The organism is Flavobacterium sp. I-STPP5a, assembly GCF_009764685.1.
In the GTDB taxonomy this organism is placed as follows: domain Bacteria; phylum Bacteroidota; class Bacteroidia; order Flavobacteriales; family Flavobacteriaceae; genus Flavobacterium.
In genome coordinates this window covers 18,651-38,217 of sequence record NZ_VHLM01000010.1, presented here as the reverse complement: position 1 = coordinate 38,217, position 19,567 = coordinate 18,651, and the positions used below count along the sequence as shown (strand labels likewise).

Genomic DNA, 19,567 nt, shown 5'->3' with positions numbered 1-19,567 from the left:
GTGTCTATACAACGCATTTGCTAAAAAATACAACGTTATTGTTTATAAAAAGGAATACACCAACTTAACCAATTGAATATATAATAAAGGTTTTAGCTAATGAAAATGAAAGTTAACAAAGATTTACTACAAATCAATTACTCTTTTATGAGCATTGCTTTGTAGTGCCGCTTCAATAATTTGCATGACCTGCAAGCCCTCTTGTGCGGTGACTGGTTCTGGACTATTATTTACAATTGAATGGTGCACGCCATCAAAAAAATCAAAGTAATTACCTTGAAGCGTAGGTACAATTTCCCGAATAATTTCTCCATTAATTTCGGAATGCAACAAACCTTGTTTTTCAATTGGCTCCGTTCCCCAAGTTTCTAAATTTGGTTTGTATTCTAATTTTAGTTCGTCTTCCTGTACATCACCGCGCGGTTTTAAAAAAGACCCTTTTTCGCCATGAATAACATAAGCAGGATTGGCTTCTCGAACAAAAAATCCCGCTTTTATACGCACTCTAAAATTAGCATAATAAAGCAACAGATCAATATAATCATCAACTAAGGAATATTCTCTCGTAATGCGGATATCAGCAAAAACCGAATTTGGCAAACCAAACAAACACAATGCTTGATCAATAATGTGAGGCCCTAAATCCTTGAGAATTCCTGATCCATCAGAAACTATTTCTTTGTGTAACTTTGGACTCAAAAGCGGATTGTACCGATCAAAATGAATCTCAGCCTCTACGATTTTACCCAATACTTTATCTGAAATAATTTGTTGAACGGTTTTAAAATCACTGTCCCAACGCCTATTTTGAAAAACAGACAATTTAAGATTTTTATCTTTGGCAATAGCCATAAGCTCCTTTGCTTGAGCAACTGTTGTCGTAAAAGCTTTCTCTACAATAGCATGTTTTCCTGCCTCTAGCACTTGTTTTGCATATTGATAATGCGTGGCCACAGGCGTATTCACAACAACTAAATCTATATCATCTTGTAAAACCTCCGCTAGTGAAGCATAGCTTTTTAAAGTAGGGAAATCTTGGTGTAGTAATTTTTTACTGCGTTCCCAAGAACCAATAAGCTCAAATCCTGGATGGAAATTTAAAAAAGGAGCATGAAATACTTTGCCTGACATTCCATAAGACAATAGAGCTGTTTTTATTCTTTGCATAATGATAGGTTTCAAATTTGTGAAATGTTCATTTTAAACATATAAGTCATATAAGATTTTAAAATTATTAGACAAACCCTTAACTTTTCTTAAATCCTTAATGGTTTAAAAAAATACTGAAACATATAAGTCATATAAGTTCATATAAGATTCGTAAAACCGAAACTAGCAACTACCTTAAATTTTCTTAATGCATTAATGGTTTGATTTTTTTTGAAACATATAAGTCATATAAGATCTTCAAAATAAATACAACGAAAGCGAACCATAAAAAACTTAATTTTCTTAATACCCTAATGGTTTAAAAAAAGAAAAATTATATGACTTATATGTTTCAAAACCTTACTGTTTCGCTCTAGCGTATTGTTTTGGCCATTCCATTTCGGCATCTAGCTCTTGGGCAAATCTCAAACCTAAATTAGGATCTCTCAAAGATTCTCGTGCTATAAATACCAAATCAGCTTTTCCAGAGGCAATGATTTCCTCAGCTTGAGCAGCTTCCGTAATTAATCCTACCGCTCCAGTTTGAATTCTAGTTTCATTTTTTATGCTTTCGGCAAAAGGAACTTGATAGTTGGGTCCTAACGGAATTTGCTGGTGCGACACCAAACCTCCGGTTGAAACATCAATTAAATCAACTCCTTTTCCTTTTAAAATTTTAGAAAGTTGAACCGATTCTTCTAAGTTCCAGCCACCATCAGCCCAGTCAGTTGCTGATATTCTTACAAAAAACGGTAAATAATCAGGCCATTCTGATTGTACCGCTTCAACAACTTCAAGCGTCAAGCGGATGCGGTTTTCAAAACTACCTCCATAAATATCAGTTCTAAAATTAGATAACGGAGATAAAAATTGATGCAATAAATACCCGTGAGCAGCATGTATTTCCATCACCTGAAAACCTGCTTGAACAGCTCTTTTTGTAGCAGATTTAAAATCTGAAATTACTTTTTGTATTCCTGCTTCATGCAGTTCTAGAGGAGCTTTCTCAGTATGATGGTAGGCAACTGGGCTTGGTGCTACAGTATCCCAACCTCCTTGTGAATCATCTAGTTTACGTCCTCCGTTCCAGGGTGATGCTGAGCTGGCTTTACGTCCGGCATGCGCCAATTGTATTCCAGGAACTGTATTTTGACTCACAATAAAAGTATTGATTTCTTTCATCTTCACAATTTGCTCGTCATTCCAGAGCCCTAAATCCTCTGGTGAGATTCTACCTTCTGCTGATACCGCTGTGGCTTCTTGAATAATTAATCCTACACCGCCTATGGCGCGACTTCCTAGGTGAACCAAATGCCAATCATTAGCAAAACCGTCTTGGGCTGAATATTGACACATGGGTGATATTGCAATTCTATTTTTTAGCGTGATGCTTTTTATGGTAATAGGAGAAAATAATTTTGACGACATTATACGTGTTTTAAAGTGATATAAATCCTAAATAACGGGATTCAAGAAAGTAAAGTTAAGATTCAGCTTTCAAAGTTCTATTTCAAATTAACATAATTAACAAACTTTTAAATTGCTCTGGAACAATTATTGTAAAATATACAAACAGAAAACCCTATTTTTGTGCATCATATTAAGAATCAAAATTAAAAAATGGATCTATTTATCAAGCTTTCTCAATTCTTATTGAGCTTATCCTTACTTATTGTACTTCACGAGTTAGGACATTTTATTCCTGCAAAATTATTTAAAACAAGAGTCGAAAAATTCTACTTATTTTTTGACGTAAAATATTCCCTTATCAAAAAGAAAATTGGCGAAACCGAATATGGTATCGGTTGGTTGCCGCTTGGTGGCTATGTAAAAATTTCCGGAATGATTGATGAGAGCATGGACAAAGAACAAATGGCTTTGCCACCTCAACCATGGGAGTTTAGATCTAAGCCAGCTTGGCAACGATTAATCATTATGTTGGGTGGTGTTACTGTAAATTTTATTTTGGCTTTCATAATATATATAGGTATGGCTTATGTATATGGTGAAACTTATATTGCTAATGAAGACTTGAAAGATGGTTTACTAGTAGAAAATAAAACCATGCAGAAAGCAGGTTTTAAAACTGGAGACCACATTGTATCTGTTGATGGTGAAAAAATTGTAAAATTTGACAATGATCTTACCATGAAAGTAATCATGGCAAAAGAAGTCATCATAAAAAGAGGCGCAACAGAACAAACTATCAATATGCCAAATGATTTTGTTGACCAATTATCAAAAGTTGAGAAAAAAAGTTTACTTGATATTAGAATGCCATTTGTGGTAGGACCTATTTCTGAAGGTTCTAAAAATACAGCTTTAATGCCAAAAGACATTATTGTTTCTGTAAATGGGCAAACTACCAAGTACTATGATCAAGCCAAAACAGTTTTTGAAAATAATAAAAACAAAACCGTAACAGCTTTAATCCTAAGAGACGAAAAAGAAATTAAATTACCTATTCAAATCAATTCTGAAGGAAAACTAGGAATAGGTATTGGAAGATTGGGAATGGATTCTTTAGAAAAACTGGGGTACTACAAAGTAAGCAAACAAGAATTTGGGCTATTAGAATCAATTCCTGTGGGTATAACTAGAGGAAAAGATCAATTAGTAGGATACGGAAAACAATTAAAAATGATTTTTAATCCAGAAACTAAAGCTTACAAACAAGTTGGTGGTTTCAAAGCTATATTTGATATTTTTCCAAAAACTTGGAGTTGGGAAATGTTCTGGACCATTACGGCTTTATTATCAATAATGCTTGGTGTAATGAACCTTTTGCCTATTCCAGCACTAGATGGTGGTCATGTGATGTTTTTATTATACGAAATTATTTCAGGTAAAAAACCTAGCGATAAATTCCTAGAGAACGCACAATTAGTTGGTTTTGTTTTACTTATAACACTATTACTATTTGCAAACGGAAACGACATTTACAAAGCAATTGTAGGCAAGTAAAAAAAATAAAAAAAAAGTTTGAATTTTATTTGCAGAAACCAAATGTTAGCCTATCTTTGCAACCGCTTAGACAAACAAACAGAGTTACTCAAAAGCAAATAAATAAGACGTTCTTTAAAAAAATTAAAATATACAGTTTCCTCCTTAGCTCAGTTGGTTAGAGCATCTGACTGTTAATCAGAGGGTCCTTGGTTCGAGCCCAAGAGGGGGAGCTTTTAAAAAGCCATTCAAGAAATTGAGTGGCTTTTTTGTTTTAAGATTATAGCGAAATCAATACTTCACGGTGGTATAGTAAAGAAAGGAGAATTTTTGACTTCTGCCAACTTGCCAACTTATTTTGCAAAAAAAGGCAACATATTAGGCATCATCTCTTTTTCTAACAGGCATCACTTTTTTTATCGTAACCAATTGCATGTCTGACTAAAACAAAAAGTTATGACAACAGACAATTTAAAAATTCTATTTATTGAAGGAAAGAATAGAAAAAACAAGAAGAATCAATCTCCATTATTTTGCCGATTAACCCTAAATGGGAACAGAAAACAGCTTAGCACAGGCATTAATATAGAGTCAGAGCATTGGGATGCCAAAAACCAAGTAATTCTAAAATCCCATAAATCTGCAGTTCTATACAATTCCCAACTTGACACAATAAAATCAAAGGTCAATAGCATCTACATGATCTTAAGATTACAAGAGAACCCTTTTTCTATTGAAGACATCCATGACAAATATTTAGGAAAAGAAATAAAGAAAAGTGAGTTTGTCCTTTCTTACTATAAAAAGTATCTAGCCAAAATTAAAAAACTAGTAGGATTAGAAATCAAAGACAATACCTATAACAAGTTCGTTTATGTCGGCAATCATTTAGAGGCGTTCCTAAAATGGAAATTTAAAAAAACAGATTTCCCTTTAGAAGAATTGAGTTTACAGTTTTTGGATGATTTTGACTATTATTTAAAGACCGAGAAAAAACAAGAACAAATTACTATTAACAAAACCATTCAAAGGCTTAGAACTCCGATAAAACAAGCTATTTCAGAAGGCTACTTAGATAGAGATCCGTTTATACTCCATAAGTCCAAAACAGTCCGTAAAACCGTTATATTCCTCACTACACAAGAACTTAAAACCCTTGAAGAAGCAGTATTACAACAAAAGAGATTAATCACCATTCAAGACTTATTTATTTTCTGTTGTTACACAGGACTAGCCTTTAATGAAATGACAAATCTTGAGAAACACAACATCCAAATAGGTTTTGACGATGTTAACTGGATTCAAATGAAGAGAGAGAAGACACAACGTCAAATCTCCATTCCAATACTTCCCAAAGCTCAAGAAATTATTGAGAAATACTCAACTGATAGCAACCGCATTTTCCCATCAATAAGCAATCAAAAATTCAATTCATATTTAAAAGAGATTGCAGATGTAACTGGAATTGAAAAACGTCTTACGCACCACATTGCAAGGAAAACATTCGCTTCAACTGTCCTCCTATACAATGATGTTCCTATGGAAATTGTATCTGAGTTACTAGGTCATTCTAACATGGTTATTACACAGGAAAGTTACGGGAAGGTAGTACAGAAAAAAGTGAGTGAAGCGATGAAAACGTTAAAATTGAAAATTGATAAAATCCATAAATCTTAGTAGAAAATCACTAAAAGTGGGTATTGTGAGTAAGAAGCAATACGTATTCCTTTGTTAGTAAATTATCTCTCTTTAAATAACCATCTTAAATCACTAAAAAATGGCTGTTTACGGGAAACCGTAAAATAGACTCATAAAAGTAATTTAGGTTTGCTTTGAATTTAAAATTAAGGAGTGTCAAAAAGGAATAATTGAGAAACATCAATTTTTAAGGTTTTGGAAATTGCATACAAAGTTGTAACAGAAGTATTAATGATACCTCTTTCAATTCTGCTGATTTGGGAAATTTCGACACCTAGTTCATTAGCAAGTTGTTCTTGAGTAAAACCTTTTGCTAAACGGAGTTCTCGAAGTTTTCCACCAAAGCTAATTAATATTCTTATTTTTTCTTGATTATCCACGAAATAAAATTCGAGGAATTAAGTTATTATACAGTAGGCACATTTGCCTATATTTGAAACATAGAAATAACAACGGGGATGCTGAAAACTGAACAGAGTAGGCAATATTTTTAAATAAATTATGAAGAATCTAATTTTTATTTTATCGTTCGCATTTTTGTTTTCATGCTCTAAACCAGAAGACAACCAGCCTAATAATACAAATGTCAAATTATTAATATCTGTAACAGAAACAGGGGAACCATACGGAAGTTTTAGTTCCTACCATTATGAGAACAACATTCTAACTAAAGTTAATTATGGAGAATTGAACAATTACATGCAAGCTCAACAACTTGGTTATGAAAACAAGAAACTAATTAGAATTGCACATGATAAAGACTATGCTACAGGCGATTCAGTAAATCCAAAGGATTTCTCATACAACTATAATTTAAGTAGCTATCCTGTAGAAACAATATCGTACATGACTAGCAGTATTTTTTACAAATCGATTTACAGAGATTATACCTACAATTTAAACACTCAAAAACAAATTACTAGTATTGTCGAAAACAACGATTTAAGCGTCGAATTTGTGTACAATACTACTCAGGTTACAAAACAAAAAGAATTCGACAATCCCTCATACGAATATACATTTACTTATGATGATAAAATAAATCCCTTCAATGTCTTGTATACAAAGTTTGGATTGCTAGACGATTACATTTGCCCGTTATTAGGTCAAAATCACATTTATCATTTTTTATCTCCAAACAACATCAAAGAAGTTTATAAAAACGGGGTTTTACGTTACAGTTTTATTTATCAATACAATGATGAGAATCAGCCTATATCAGTAGCTGCGTATGATTACTCCAACAGTAAAACTCATCAATACACATACACTTACACAAATTAATTTTAAAATTAAAGAATAACTTAAATAAAGGTAAAAGTGATTTGGCAACAAACATCAATAGAAAAAATTAAGGCTGAATTGATTTTATCATGCATCAATAATAACCCCGAATCATTTTTACCTTTTCTAATGTCAGGGGAGGTAGAGACAGAAGCACCTAACAAGGAAGATTTCTATCAATTTTTTAAAGGAATGCTTAATCATGCTGATGAAAGTTCGGATGGTGAACTTCTATTGAAAATAGAGCAGTCAACTTTGGACACAGATAAAGAAGCGCTTAATTACAACTTTTATGACAACACCCATAAATATTCCCTCCTTTCAATCGTAGTTAAAGAAAACAACAATCTAATCTATCTAGGCGTAATGCCGTTTTAAGATAAAAAAAATAGACATTAAATAATCTTAACCAAATAATAAAATGGCGATTAAAACATATATAAATAGAATTTTTAATGGGCAAGACTTCACTTGTTGGTATTATGTCAAAGCAACTCGTTTAGATAAAAATAAAGAAGTAGGATCTGTTATATCACTGGCTTGTATTGAAATTAGCGACGACTCAATTATTGCTATTGATACTAGTGATTTGAGTCCAAGAGATTACATTTTTGAAAATCAGTACACAGATTACATATTAGATGCATCAGTATTACCGCGGAAAATTAATACAGCAGGCGGTTTGAAAAATGTTTTTTACGCCAAGAATATTGAATCTGACAAAGTTTATGATTATTTGAGATCAAGTAATTTAAGTAATAAGTTAATTCTTAACGTTTTCAAAGAAAATGACAAAATTTATGGAGGGGTGGTGCCTGGAGTGTATACAAAAATAGGATTAGATACATGTTTTGTAAAAATCAAAAAATGCCTTAGAAATTCTATTATTCCATACTTGGAAGACACAAATGTAGAGATAGAGTATGATGATGATTTTGGAACAATGGTCTATGAAGAAAATTGTGACGGTTCAATAAAAGATATTGGTTCAATATATATACAATTGGACATTTTAGAAACTGCTCCATACTATTATTGCAAATTTAAAGTAACCGGATTTACAGAAAATGAAATAACAAGTGCTCTTAACGATGTTTTTGACAATACAACATTCTGCGAATAAATAATTAAATCAAAAAAAGTAATAATGAGCAAATTCTATATAGTAATTAATGATATGCAACAAGGTCCATTCTCCCTTGATGAGTTAAGGGAGAAAAATCTTGTCAAGACAACACTTATTTGGACAGAAGAAATCGATAATTGGGTTGAGGCGATTAATGTTGAAGAATTACAAGAGTTAATAAAGAAAATACCTCCTCCAATTCCAACTAAACCTGAAAAAGCATTAAAGATTGAAGCTGAGATTAGCAAAAAGAAAGAAAAATTTATAAGTCCAAAATCTGAAGTTGTTGTCGCCAAAGAAACAAAATCTGTATTTAAACAGATATTATATGGACTTATTATTGGTGTTGTGTCATTTCCAATTTTTTACTTTGTGGTTTACGAAGCTGATAAATTCGATAATTTTAATGTTGCCGAAAAAATTCATATTGACGGGAATTATATGACGGGAATTGCTGTTAGTGACTTCCCATTCGATTGTTACATGAGTGATAATTGGCAAAGTAACATAGAAAGGAGAAAACAAATTTTTACTGAAAAATCCCAGACTAGTGCTTTCTATACATTTCTAATTGCATCAGGTGTTTTAGTAGTATTTAGATTTGTCTTAAAAGGCGCAAAATGGGTTCAAGAAACTTCTAACAAGGAAGTATAAATTGTGATAACCTCTGACTAAAAACATGAAAACCTATAACCAATTTTTCTTTAGGGCGATGCATTTACTTTTAGGCTACAAATTTTCATGATGTCATAACCCAATACAAATTTTTAATTTTTTTTTAAGTCACACTCTTAGTAATCAAACACATCAGCCCTACTCTTTTTATGTTTTGGGATATGCCCGTCAATGTTTAATCTTAAAATTATAAAAACTATGGTTACAATTGTGGATTACAAAAAATATCAAAGAGAGAATGGGGAAACTTTCTATGCTCTTGAAGTACAAGGAGGAATTGAATCTGTAAAAAGTAAAGAAACTGGAAAGACTTACTTTACTGCGCGAACAACTAAAGTGTCGTGTACGTTTAACGAACCAACCTGTAAGGCACTACTAGGAACTCAAATGCCCGGAACTATAAAAAAGGTAACAGTAGACCCTTATGAATTTACCATTCGGGAAACGGGCGAAATCATCAAAATGTCGCACCGATACGAATACCTTTCAGAAGAAGAAAGCATCGTTGAAAGCAACGTGCTAAAAAATGAAATGGTGTACTAAAACACCTCACTATAAGTAATTAAGGAACTCTCAAAAGGAGTTCCTTTTTTTTTTATAACAATAATTTATTATGTCGAATAACGACCAATAACAACATCAAATAACATCAGTATGAAATTACAAAAAGCACAAAGGAACCAAGTGAAATTAAGACTGGGTTTAAGCGGAGCAAGTGGCTTTGGGAAGTCTTACTCAGCTTTGCTATTAGCTTACGGAATCACTAACGATTGGACTAAAATAGCTATAATTGACACTGAAAATAACAGTGCCAGCCTCTACTCCCACTTAGGAGATTTTAACGTATTGTCTTTGAATGAGCCATACGCTCCAGAGCGGTACATTCAAGCCATTGAGGTTTGTGAAAAAGAAGAAATTGAAGTAGTTATAATTGACAGTATTTCACACGAGTGGTCTGGCAAAGGTGGATGCTTGGAATTACATGAACAGCTTGGAGGAAGATTCCAAGATTGGGCTAAAATAACTCCGCGTCATCAAGCCTTTATCGATAAAATTCTTAATTCAAACTGCCACGTAATTTCTACTGTAAGACGCAAAACAGATTACAGTCTTGATAAAGACGGCAACGGTAAGACTAAAGTAATGAAGCTAGGAACTAAGGAAATTACAAGAGACGGTTTTGAATATGAGCTGACAGTCAATTTTGAGCTTATAAATGACAATCATCTTGTTACCGCTTCTAAAGATAGAACTGGTTTGTTCTCTGGGAAACCCGAATTCATTATTAATTCATCCACAGGAAAGAAGCTTATTGAATGGTGTAATCTGGGGATTTCAGTTGAAATAGCGATGTCTGAGATTAATGCTTGTGAGAATCTTGAGGGATTGAAGCATGTGTATTCCAAATATCCTTCGCTTCAAAAGCAGATTCACAATGCCATTATGAACAGGAAAAACCAGATAGAAAACATCGCCAGTCACGTAGTCGACGAAAAAGAAATTGTAAAACCATTAATTGAAGAAACTCATGGAATTAGTACTTAATAGTAGCATCAACGAGCATCTAGTAGATGAAAACGAGATAATAAACAAACCATCCAGTAGTTTTATTGAAGCCAATACTGAAATAGTGAGCTTAGAGCATCTGGAAAAAGATTGTATAATCCCTGTATTCTCAAAGGATAACGAGTCAACAATTAGCCATTTCCAGTTTGTAGATAAATGCCAACAAATAATTCAAAAATTACTGCCTGGGGTACTTCAGAAAACACCTGATATTAGAGTAAGCCACGTAGTAAAAGGAAGAATTCCATCAGCAATAGGAAAACCTGCAAAGGATCTTGAAGAACACGAAAAAACCATTTATTACGAACGATGCGCCTTCATTATAGATTTACCCTCGACAAAGCAAATTGTTAACGGAAATGAGCTTACATTGAGCATTGGCGGAGTCCGAGCGTATAATCAGGAGAACCTTTATTCCAAAAAATCAATGGAAAAATTCAAAGTTTTTATTGGTTTCAAAAATAAGGTATGTACCAACCTGTGCATTAGTACTGATGGCTTTTCCAATGAAATAAGGATATCTTCCATTTATGAACTAGAAGACAAAATGATTGAACTTTTCTCTAATTACAAGAGAGATAATCACCTTAAAATGATGGAGGGAATGATTGAACACAAGTTGTCTGAAACGCAATTTGCACACTTAATTGGAAAATTCAGAATGTTTACGCACTTAGACAAGCACACACAGAAGTCAATCTTCCCAATTTCATTGAATGACAGTCAGATAAACAACATTGCGAAAGACTATTACCAATGTCCAAACTTCTCAAGAAGTCCCGATGGTTCGATAAGTTTCTGGAATCTATACAACTTATTTACAGAAGCCAACAAATCATCTTACATCGATAATAACCTAGAACGGAATGTCAACGCATACGAACTAATCAACAACCTAGGTAAATCCATCCAAAACAACATTCCCAATTGGTTCCTCCATTATTAATCATCGCTCTTTTGTTTGCAGGGAATACTTAACGGGAGGTAGAGAAAGAAGAAATTATGGAAGACCATGAATTAGCAGATGTGCTTCAATACAGTTCGCCTAAAGAACTTTATGTAATAACGTATTACAATGTGCTCAAATTACTTTTTTGCCCTTTCAGAGTCAAGGTCTTATCCAACGTTGGACTGCTAAGGAAAGGGCAATTAGTTTGGGTTAGCGAGGTTAAAGTAACAACAGAATTAAAAACAATTTTTATTATAGAAGGGAATGCGTACCATTACCACTCTTTTGAAATCCTTATTGAGGAATTTACAGAGTAGCTATTATAAAACAAGGAGTTATGCTGAATTTCGATAACCAACTTTTGAGACGGTTTCTCCTTTATCAATAAAACCACTGAAAAAGAAATTGCAATTATTACTTTTGAATGCGGTAGGAATCAGTTCTACTGCATTCAATAAATAACATAAGACAAAAATGGATAGAATCTCATTCAAACAAATTTTAAACAAAGAAAGTTTTTATAAGCTAAAGAGAGAGTTTTTACTTCAAGACATTATTTATGAATCGATTAGATTTACTGAGGGTAGTGAAAGCGAGAAAATCGATGATTCAATAAATAGCATTACCGTAATTTTTAAAAAAGAAACCATCGATGATTTTGAGTTAGACAATTTTGGAGAGTCTTACAATGAAAAAAGTAATACTGTTGATTATGAGCATTCAATGAACTTCTACGATGATTATCTCTATCCAAAGATGAAAAATCAGTTAGATTTTTTAAAACAATCATTTGAAAAAGAAATCACTACAAAAGCAATATACGAAACAACTGCAATCCAAAGATTCTGCAGTCATAAACTTAAAGGTTTAGCTCTTTTTATTGATGATATAAACAATTCACAGTATCTAGATTCCTCATTTAAAATTAAAATCATAAACGAAATCGATAGGCTTTATGAGTATATTAATACAGTGCATCTTGCAGAAACATTAGATATTCCAGGGAAAATTCCATTCAAACTAACAAAAAACCAAGTAGTAGTTTTATTCTCTTTACTTCATAAGAATAAAATAATTGGAGAGATAAACCCCTTGCATTTACACCGGCTAATTGAATCCTTCTTTACATACTATGACGATAAAGAACTGAAGTTTAAGGAAATAAAAAAATCTAAAAAAGCAGCAGATGAGTTACTTGATGATAAATACATTAAATCTGCTGAACCTACACTCCAATCTTTAGAGGAAATTTTCTCTGAGAGTGACTTCTTTAATCCCCAGTAAAACTTATTTGTTTTTCTTGGGTATAAAATTTCTTACCCATCCTAATTTCTTTCTCTGCTTAGATTTGCCGTGTTGAAATCGTTAACGCCCTGCGAACAACGAAAATATTAAAAGGGCTTAATAACAGAAAAGATTTATGGTAAAGGAAAAACAGACAAAAGTAGGGAATGAAAAACAAAAATTAAAAAAAACAGCAGGGTTTTACCACTATGACAATGGCGTTCCTAAGATTATTCACTTTGAATTAATCAAATTTTTAGGTAAAAATGGGTTTGGTAACATGAATATTGGAGGAGCGACAAGGTTAGTCAGGATTGTTGACAATATTGTAAGTGATGTTAGTGAAGGAGATTTATCGTGTTTTATTAGAAACTACCTGATTTCTATAAAAGAACTCGATGTCTTAGAAGTTTTTGTAAGAGGAATAGGCGGCTACTTAAACAGAAAAAAATATGAATTACTCCCAAAAGTAAAAGGAATCAGTGACAAAGACCCAAAGGATTGCGCTTGGCTATATTTTAAGAACACAGCAGTAAAAGTTAATGAAACTGACATAGTATTAGTACCTTATGAAAAACTTCCTCACAAAATATGGGCTAATAGAATAATTCACAAAGATTTTAATCTAGTCAATTTTAATAGTGGACAATTTAATGACTTTTGTTTTAAATTATCAAAAGAAGATCCAGAGAGATTTAAAGCACTTAAAGCAACACTTGGCTATTTACTGCATAGACACAATAATCCTGCTGTATGTAAGGTAGTTATCTTTCTGGATGAAAATGCTACAAAAGGAGGCCCTACTAATGGAGGAACAGGCAAAAGCTTGCTATCTAAAGCACTGTCCCATTGTGTGGAAACTGTTTTAATGGATGGAAAAAACATGAAAAGGGACTCAAGATTTAACAATCAAAGAATCAGTAACACAACTGACATTGTATGTTTTGATGACGTAGACAGTAAGTTTTCATTAGAATTACTATATTCAATGGCGACCTCTGGATTTGTAATTGAAAAGAAAGGAAAAGAGGAATTTACACTAAAAGCAGAAGAGTCTCCAAAGATTATAGTTTCGTCTAATTCTCCAGTCTCAGGTCCTGGAGGAAGCTCTGACATAAGAAGAAGGCACGAATTTGAAATTCCTAATTATTTTTCAGAGAAATTAACCCCCAAAATGGTTTATAAAAATCTGTTTTTTGACGATTGGGATGAAAATGAATGGAATTGCTTTTTTAGTTTCATGATTGATTGCATACAATTTTTCTTAAAAGAGGGGCTTTTGGAAGCCAAACCTTTAAAGCTAAAAGTCAACAAGTTTACTCAACGAACTTCTACCGAATTTCACGACTTTACTTTAAATGGATTTTTAAGCACTGGTATATGGATTGAAAAAAAAGATATTTTTAAGAAATTCATAGATAGCTACCCCCATTTAAAAGAAATTTCTTCACACATGCTAACTAAATGGATTAAAAGATATGCCGAGGAGAATCAATTGCAGTACAAAGACAAAAAAACAGGCGGCAAATATGAGTTCAAATTAATTATAACAAATGATGATGATGATGCAAACGAATAACATAATTTACAAGGTTACGAATCAAGAAACTAATGAAGTGTACATAGGAATAACGACAAGGTCAATAGCAGAGCGAAAGGCAGACCACTTACAAAAATCACAAAAAAAAGTTGGCAGTTGTTTCCAAGAAGCAATCGCTACGAATGGAGCAGATGCTTTCCGCTGGGAACAAATTGATACAGCTTCATCTACTACTGAATTAGCTGAGAAAGAAAAAAAATACATTCTACAGTATGACAGCAAAGAGAACGGCTATAATTCTGATTCTGGGGGCGGCTTTAGTAAGACTGTCTACCAGTTTGATTTAGCAGGTAATTTAATAGCTTCTTTCGATGGTTTGAAAGAAATTCAATCAATGCTCGGACATGACAAAAAAAGAATATCTAATGCTTGTTTAACAGCTACTCTTTGGAAAGGAAGCTATTGGTCCTATTCCCTAAAAAATACCTTTAAACCCGTTACAGATAATAGGAAAAAGAAAGTTTTCCAGTACTCTTTAAATGGTGAAATTTTAGCTCGTTATAATTCCGTTGCCGAAGCAAGTAGGATTACCGGACTATCCAAAACCTGTATCTCACGATGTTGTAGAGGAGAAAGAAAGAGTTCATTAGGATTTCTTTGGAAATATCAAGATTAATTAGAGAGAAAGACAGTGTAACAGCTGTCTTTTTTCATTTTAAACCAAATCTATATAATGAATATTGAGACGCAAAACTTCTCTTTTCCCTACCTCCTGAATAACTAATCTTTACAACCAAATTATCAATATGATTCGTATTAGATATCACTAAAAGTGGGTATTGCCATTGTAAGTTAAAACTTGTTTCTTTACCCCTATTTGCTATCAGTATAAACCTGATTAATTAAGATCCAAAATAGAAGTGGAGAAGTTTAAATAAGCAATAACTAAAGTGGGAAGTATACATCATTTTACCCCCTACTTTCTGTATATTTACGCCTTTAAACCCTATTTTTAGGGTTAACAATTAAAAAATAGCATACTCAAAACAATATGATTACAGGAGAAATTAAAGGGCAAGTAGATAAGATATGGGAGTCCTTCTGGACAGGAGGAGTTTCTAACCCAATGACGGTGATTGAACAATTTACTTATTTGCTATTTCTACGAAGGCTAGACGAGACACAACTACTGGAGGAGAAAAAAGCAAGTCTAATTAAGCAACCTGTAGCCAACGTACTTTTTACTGCTGAACAACAAGAATTAAGGTGGAGTTCGTTTAAGAATATTGAGCCACAAGCCATGTTTGACCTTTTCACTAGACCAAGTGTGGGCGGACTGAGCGTTTTTGACCACATGAAAGAAGTAGGCAGCGAAGTAGGTGTTTTTGCTAAGTACATGAAAGGAGCTACCTTTATGATTCCTACTCCAAGACTACTAGACCAAGTGGTACAGACGATCGACAAGATCAAGATGGAGGATAGAGATACTAAAGGAGATGTCTATGAATACCTACTCTCTAAAATTGCTACAGCAGGAACTAACGGACAGTTTAGAACCCCAAGGCATATTATAAGAATGATGGTCGATATGGTACAACCTACTAAGGAAGATACGATATGCGACCCTTCTGCAGGAACGGCGGGATTTCTAGTTTCGGCAGGGGAATACATACACGAGAAGCACCCAGACTGGTTTCATGAAAAACAGTTTAGAGAACACTACAACAGCGATATGTTTACCGGGATTGAGTTTGACAGTACCATGTTGCGTATTGGTGCCATGAACCTGCAGTTACACGGGATAGAAAACCCTACTCTTATAGGAAAAGATTCCCTGAGCGAAAGCAATGGTGACGTACGAGAACGTTTCTCACTTATACTAGCAAACCCTCCCTTTAAAGGGAGCTTAGACTATGATAGTGTAGAAAGTTCAATACTAAAAATGGTGAAGTCTAAAAAGACTGAATTACTGTTTTTAGGACTTATGTTACGCATGATGAAAACAGGCGGTAGATGCGCCGTAATCGTGCCAGATGGCGTGCTGTTTGGAAGCTCTAACGCCCACAAACAAATACGAAAAGAAATCATAGAAAACCACAAACTTGATGCCGTAATTTCTATGCCAAGCGGAGTGTTCAAGCCTTATGCTGGAGTAAGTACAGCCGTATTATTTTTTACCAAAACAGGAACGGGTGGCACAGATAAAGTTTGGTTTTATGACATGCAAGCTGATGGATATACACTTGATGACAAACGTGCAGAAACCAAAGACAATGACATCGCAGACATTATAAGTCGTTACCATAATTTAGATAAAGAGACCGAGAGATCCCGCACTGATAAAAGCTTTTTAGTTCCTTTTGCAGACATCAAAGCCAACGACTGGGACTTGTCTATTAACCGCTACAAAGAGGTGGTGTATGAGGAAGTGACTTATGCGAAACCAGCCGTAATTATACAAGACATTAAAACACTTCAAGAAGAGAATAAACAAAAGTTACTAATCTTAGAAAACTTGTTGAAATGAGTAAGTGGAATTTAGTTTCTTTAAAAGAGATAGTAAATAACTTAGACAATAAGAGGGTACCTTTAAATTCCTCTCAAAGAGAATTAAAAGAGTCAAAACCATTATACCCGTACATTGGTGCAAATAACATAATGGGATATATTGATGAGTATATTTTTGATGAGAAGATTCTTTGCGTAGCAGAAGATGGAGGAAGTTGGGGATTTAATCAACGGTGTGCTGTTTTATACAATGAAAAAGTATGGGTCAACAATCATGCACATGTCTTAACTGCAAAAGAGAATTTAGTTTTAGAATATCTGATGTATTATTTGAATCATACTGATTTGAACTTGTACATTAATGGAGCAACAAGAGGGAAATTAACTAAGTCATCATTAGAAACCATCAAAATCCCCCTACCCCCATTACCACAACAACAAAAAATAGCCAATATTCTTGATGCCGCAGATGCCGTGAGACAGAACGACAAAGCATTAATTGCTAAGTATGACGAACTCACACAGGCACTTTTCTTGGATATGTTTGGAGATCCTGTGAGTAATCCTAAGGGGTGGCCAGTTGATATTCTGGGAAATTATTGTAAAAAAATCCAAATAGGTCCTTTTGGTTCTCAATTACACATGTCAGATTATGTAGACGAGGGAATTCCTTTAATTAACCCTACTAATATTAAGAAAGGAAGTATAGAATATAAGTCTTCAGTTAAAATTACAGATGAGAAGTACGACTCTTTGCCAAATTACCATTTGAATATAGGAGATATTGTGATGGCGCGTAGGGGAGATTTAAGCAAAATTGGTGTTGTCGATAGGGAGAAGTCCTTTTGTGGAACAGGAAGCCTATATCTGAGATTTAAAGAAAACATCAATGTAGTTTTTTGTTATTGGTTATTATCACATCGTTCAACAGTTGAAAAATTATACGAGAAAGCACAGGGAGTGACAATGGCTAATCTTAATAAAAATATCATCATTAAACTTCCAATAGTCATTCCTCCAGTGAAACTACAAAATCAATTTGCAGAACGTCTTTCACTGATACAAGAACAGAAAGCCATAGCACAAGCAAGTTTAATAAAATCAGAGGAGTTGTTTAACAGCCTATTGCAAAAGGCGTTTAAAGGAGAATTGTAAACTAATTGCATCAAAAAAAGTATTATGAAGGAGAACGGTATTTTAGATAAAAAATCACTTTCTATCATTGAAGGCAAAAAGGCGAATTGGAAAGAGTTAGCTAAGGATTGCGTATGCTTTGCTAACAGCTCTGGAGGAAAAATTCTAATAGGAATAGAAGACAACCAAAGTTCACCTGAACCTACTCAAAAAATAAATCCAGATCTAATTGAGGCTATTCAGATAAAAATACCTGCTCTAGCCTTAAATGTTGGAATTGCGCCAAAAATAATACAATCAGAAAACGGTGGAGAATACATAGAACTAACTGTTTTCAGAAGCAGTCAATCTATCGCCTGTACCACTGACGGTAAGTATTATATGCGAGTTTCCGATCAATGCAAACCTATCCTCTCTGATGACATAGAACGTTTGTTTGCAGAAAAAAACGCTTTTGTTTGGGAAGACAAGACCGTTAAAAAAATCCCATTGTCTGAATGCGACGTCTCTAAGTTAAATCAGTTTCTAAAGGACATCCGTTCTTCCGAAAGAGTGAGTCAGTTTATAAAAGAGATGCACGATGAAGAAATAGTTGACCATTACTTTTTAACAAATAACGGAATTCTAACTAATCTAGGAATTCTTTGGATAGGAAACAGAAAAGACAGAGCTGTAATACATTATCCTCCATCAGTTCAGTTTATAAAATACGATATAGACGAACGAAAAGTGTTTAAAAAAGTCTGGGATGATTACGCACAAAACCCTAAAGAACTCATTAATGATTTATTGACTCAAATACCAGACTGGAACGAATTTGTAGAGGTTTCTGATGGTATTTTTAGAAAGAACATTTACAATTATCCTCCAGAAGTAATTAGAGAGTTAATCGCAAATGCTTTTGCGCACCGCAATTACTCAATGCGTGGAGACATCTTTATCAATTTGTACAATGATCGTCTTGAAATACACAGCCCTGGATTATTACCTCTTGGTGTTACTCCTGAAAACATCTTAACCAAATCAGTACAACGAAACCCCCTACTAGCAAAGCTTTTTTACGATTTAAAGTTAATGGAGAAAGAAGGAAGTGGTTATGACAAAGTATATGAGTTATTACTCGGTAATGGTAAAGAAGTGCCATTGGTCTTCGAAGGTGACGATAGAGTTGTTGTTACCATCAAGAAACAAATCATAAACAATGAAGTTTTAAGATTAATGGATAAGGCTTCAAAAGAGCTACAGCTTAGACAAAGGGAATTAATAGCATTAGGTTTAATAGCTCAAAACGATGGTGTATCTGCCATAGAACTAGCTACAATCTTAAATGTGAATAAACCTAATGGGTTACATATCTGGATTGGTCGATTATTAGATTTTGAATTAATTCTTTCTAAAGGAAAAACAAAAGGAACACTTTACTATGTTAACCCTGAGTTCTTAAGAAGTAATGATTTTGTCGAAAAGACTAATCTAAAACGAATTGAACCCCATCGTCTGCAAGAACTCATTTACGAAGATTTAAAAAACTATCCGAAAAGTTCAATCAGTGAAATTAATAGAAGGATTGGCGAGGAGATAAAGCAACGTACATTAAAAGCAAAATTAGACGAAATGTTAGATAAAGGCTTGTTAACGAAAGAAGGGGAACGGAAAAGTACTAAATATTTTATCAACAATTAGTGATGAAATAAAGCTTAAATGTTGATAA

At 33.6% G+C, this 19,567-nt stretch carries 19 protein-coding genes and 1 tRNA gene; 17 read left to right on the top strand and 3 right to left on the bottom strand.

Annotation, left to right across the window (positions count from 1 at the left end; translation table 11 throughout):
- Positions 1-126: 126 nt before the first annotated feature.
- Both FJV36_RS01640 and FJV36_RS01635 read right to left on the bottom strand, forming a co-directional pair.
- Positions 127-1,167 (bottom strand): Gfo/Idh/MocA family oxidoreductase, encoded by a 1,041-nt coding sequence (locus FJV36_RS01640; protein ID WP_158728967.1) that lies wholly within the window; start codon positions 1,165-1,167, stop codon positions 127-129.
- 342 nt (positions 1,168-1,509) lie between these two features.
- Positions 1,510-2,577, bottom strand: coding sequence for an NADH:flavin oxidoreductase/NADH oxidase (locus FJV36_RS01635; RefSeq protein WP_158728966.1), 1,068 nt, complete (start codon positions 2,575-2,577; stop codon positions 1,510-1,512).
- A gap of 192 nt (positions 2,578-2,769) precedes the next feature.
- Between FJV36_RS01635 and rseP the strand changes: the two genes are divergently transcribed.
- The 3 genes from rseP (at position 2,770) to FJV36_RS01620 (ending at position 5,769) form a co-directional block, all read left to right on the top strand.
- The gene (rseP, locus tag FJV36_RS01630) at positions 2,770-4,113 is read left to right on the top strand and encodes an RIP metalloprotease RseP (RefSeq protein ID WP_158728965.1); all 1,344 of its coding nucleotides are present in this window, start codon (positions 2,770-2,772) and stop codon (positions 4,111-4,113) included.
- A 138-nt stretch (positions 4,114-4,251) separates the two neighbouring features.
- Positions 4,252-4,325: transfer RNA gene (locus tag FJV36_RS01625), tRNA-Asn, on the top strand.
- Positions 4,326-4,548: 223 nt separating this feature from the next.
- Positions 4,549-5,769 (top strand): site-specific integrase, encoded by a 1,221-nt coding sequence (locus FJV36_RS01620; protein WP_158980797.1) that lies wholly within the window; start codon positions 4,549-4,551, stop codon positions 5,767-5,769.
- A gap of 167 nt (positions 5,770-5,936) precedes the next feature.
- Here FJV36_RS01620 and FJV36_RS01615 read toward each other — a convergent pair whose 3' ends face one another.
- On the bottom strand, positions 5,937-6,170 hold the full coding sequence (locus FJV36_RS01615) for a helix-turn-helix domain-containing protein (protein ID WP_158980795.1): 234 nt from the start codon (positions 6,168-6,170) through the stop codon (positions 5,937-5,939).
- Positions 6,171-6,291: 121 nt separating this feature from the next.
- On the opposite strand from FJV36_RS01615, the gene FJV36_RS01610 reads away from it, so the two are divergent.
- From FJV36_RS01610 to FJV36_RS01545, 14 genes are all read left to right on the top strand, one after another.
- Positions 6,292-7,074 carry a hypothetical protein gene (locus tag FJV36_RS01610; protein ID WP_158980793.1) on the top strand — a complete coding sequence of 261 codons (783 nt, stop codon included), beginning with the start codon at positions 6,292-6,294 and terminating at the stop codon, positions 7,072-7,074.
- 36 nt (positions 7,075-7,110) lie between these two features.
- The gene (locus FJV36_RS01605; protein WP_158980791.1) at positions 7,111-7,452 is read left to right on the top strand and encodes a hypothetical protein; all 342 of its coding nucleotides are present in this window, start codon (positions 7,111-7,113) and stop codon (positions 7,450-7,452) included.
- A gap of 43 nt (positions 7,453-7,495) precedes the next feature.
- On the top strand, positions 7,496-8,197 hold the full coding sequence (locus FJV36_RS01600; RefSeq protein ID WP_158980789.1) for a hypothetical protein: 702 nt from the start codon (positions 7,496-7,498) through the stop codon (positions 8,195-8,197).
- 24 nt (positions 8,198-8,221) lie between these two features.
- Positions 8,222-8,854 (top strand): DUF4339 domain-containing protein, encoded by a 633-nt coding sequence (locus FJV36_RS01595; RefSeq protein WP_158980787.1) that lies wholly within the window; start codon positions 8,222-8,224, stop codon positions 8,852-8,854.
- A 219-nt stretch (positions 8,855-9,073) separates the two neighbouring features.
- Complete coding sequence (locus FJV36_RS01590; RefSeq protein ID WP_233264930.1) at positions 9,074-9,418, top strand: hypothetical protein; 345 nt, start codon at positions 9,074-9,076, stop codon at positions 9,416-9,418.
- Positions 9,419-9,529: 111 nt separating this feature from the next.
- The gene (locus tag FJV36_RS01585; protein ID WP_158980783.1) at positions 9,530-10,420 is read left to right on the top strand and encodes an AAA family ATPase; all 891 of its coding nucleotides are present in this window, start codon (positions 9,530-9,532) and stop codon (positions 10,418-10,420) included.
- The gene (locus FJV36_RS01580) at positions 10,404-11,387 is read left to right on the top strand and encodes a DUF3871 family protein (RefSeq protein ID WP_158980781.1); all 984 of its coding nucleotides are present in this window, start codon (positions 10,404-10,406) and stop codon (positions 11,385-11,387) included. Before FJV36_RS01585 ends, FJV36_RS01580 begins: the two co-directional genes overlap by 17 nt.
- A 56-nt stretch (positions 11,388-11,443) precedes the next feature.
- Positions 11,444-11,707 (top strand): hypothetical protein, encoded by a 264-nt coding sequence (locus FJV36_RS01575; protein WP_158980779.1) that lies wholly within the window; start codon positions 11,444-11,446, stop codon positions 11,705-11,707.
- A 157-nt stretch (positions 11,708-11,864) separates the two neighbouring features.
- On the top strand, positions 11,865-12,674 hold the full coding sequence (locus tag FJV36_RS01570) for a hypothetical protein (protein ID WP_158980777.1): 810 nt from the start codon (positions 11,865-11,867) through the stop codon (positions 12,672-12,674).
- Between the two features lie 136 nt (positions 12,675-12,810).
- A complete protein-coding gene (locus FJV36_RS01565; RefSeq protein WP_158980775.1) occupies positions 12,811-14,253 on the top strand; it encodes a primase-helicase family protein in 1,443 nt (480 codons plus the stop codon).
- A complete protein-coding gene (locus tag FJV36_RS01560) occupies positions 14,237-14,890 on the top strand; it encodes an NUMOD1 domain-containing DNA-binding protein (RefSeq protein WP_233264929.1) in 654 nt (217 codons plus the stop codon). Before FJV36_RS01565 ends, FJV36_RS01560 begins: the two co-directional genes overlap by 17 nt.
- Before the next feature lie 375 nt (positions 14,891-15,265).
- Entirely contained in the window at positions 15,266-16,741 is a 1,476-nt protein-coding gene (locus FJV36_RS01555; protein ID WP_158728954.1) for a class I SAM-dependent DNA methyltransferase, read from the top strand.
- Positions 16,738-17,877 (top strand): restriction endonuclease subunit S, encoded by a 1,140-nt coding sequence (locus FJV36_RS01550; protein WP_158728953.1) that lies wholly within the window; start codon positions 16,738-16,740, stop codon positions 17,875-17,877. Before FJV36_RS01555 ends, FJV36_RS01550 begins: the two co-directional genes overlap by 4 nt.
- A 24-nt stretch (positions 17,878-17,901) precedes the next feature.
- Complete coding sequence (locus tag FJV36_RS01545) at positions 17,902-19,539, top strand: ATP-binding protein (protein WP_158728952.1); 1,638 nt, start codon at positions 17,902-17,904, stop codon at positions 19,537-19,539.
- Positions 19,540-19,567 lie beyond the last annotated feature (28 nt).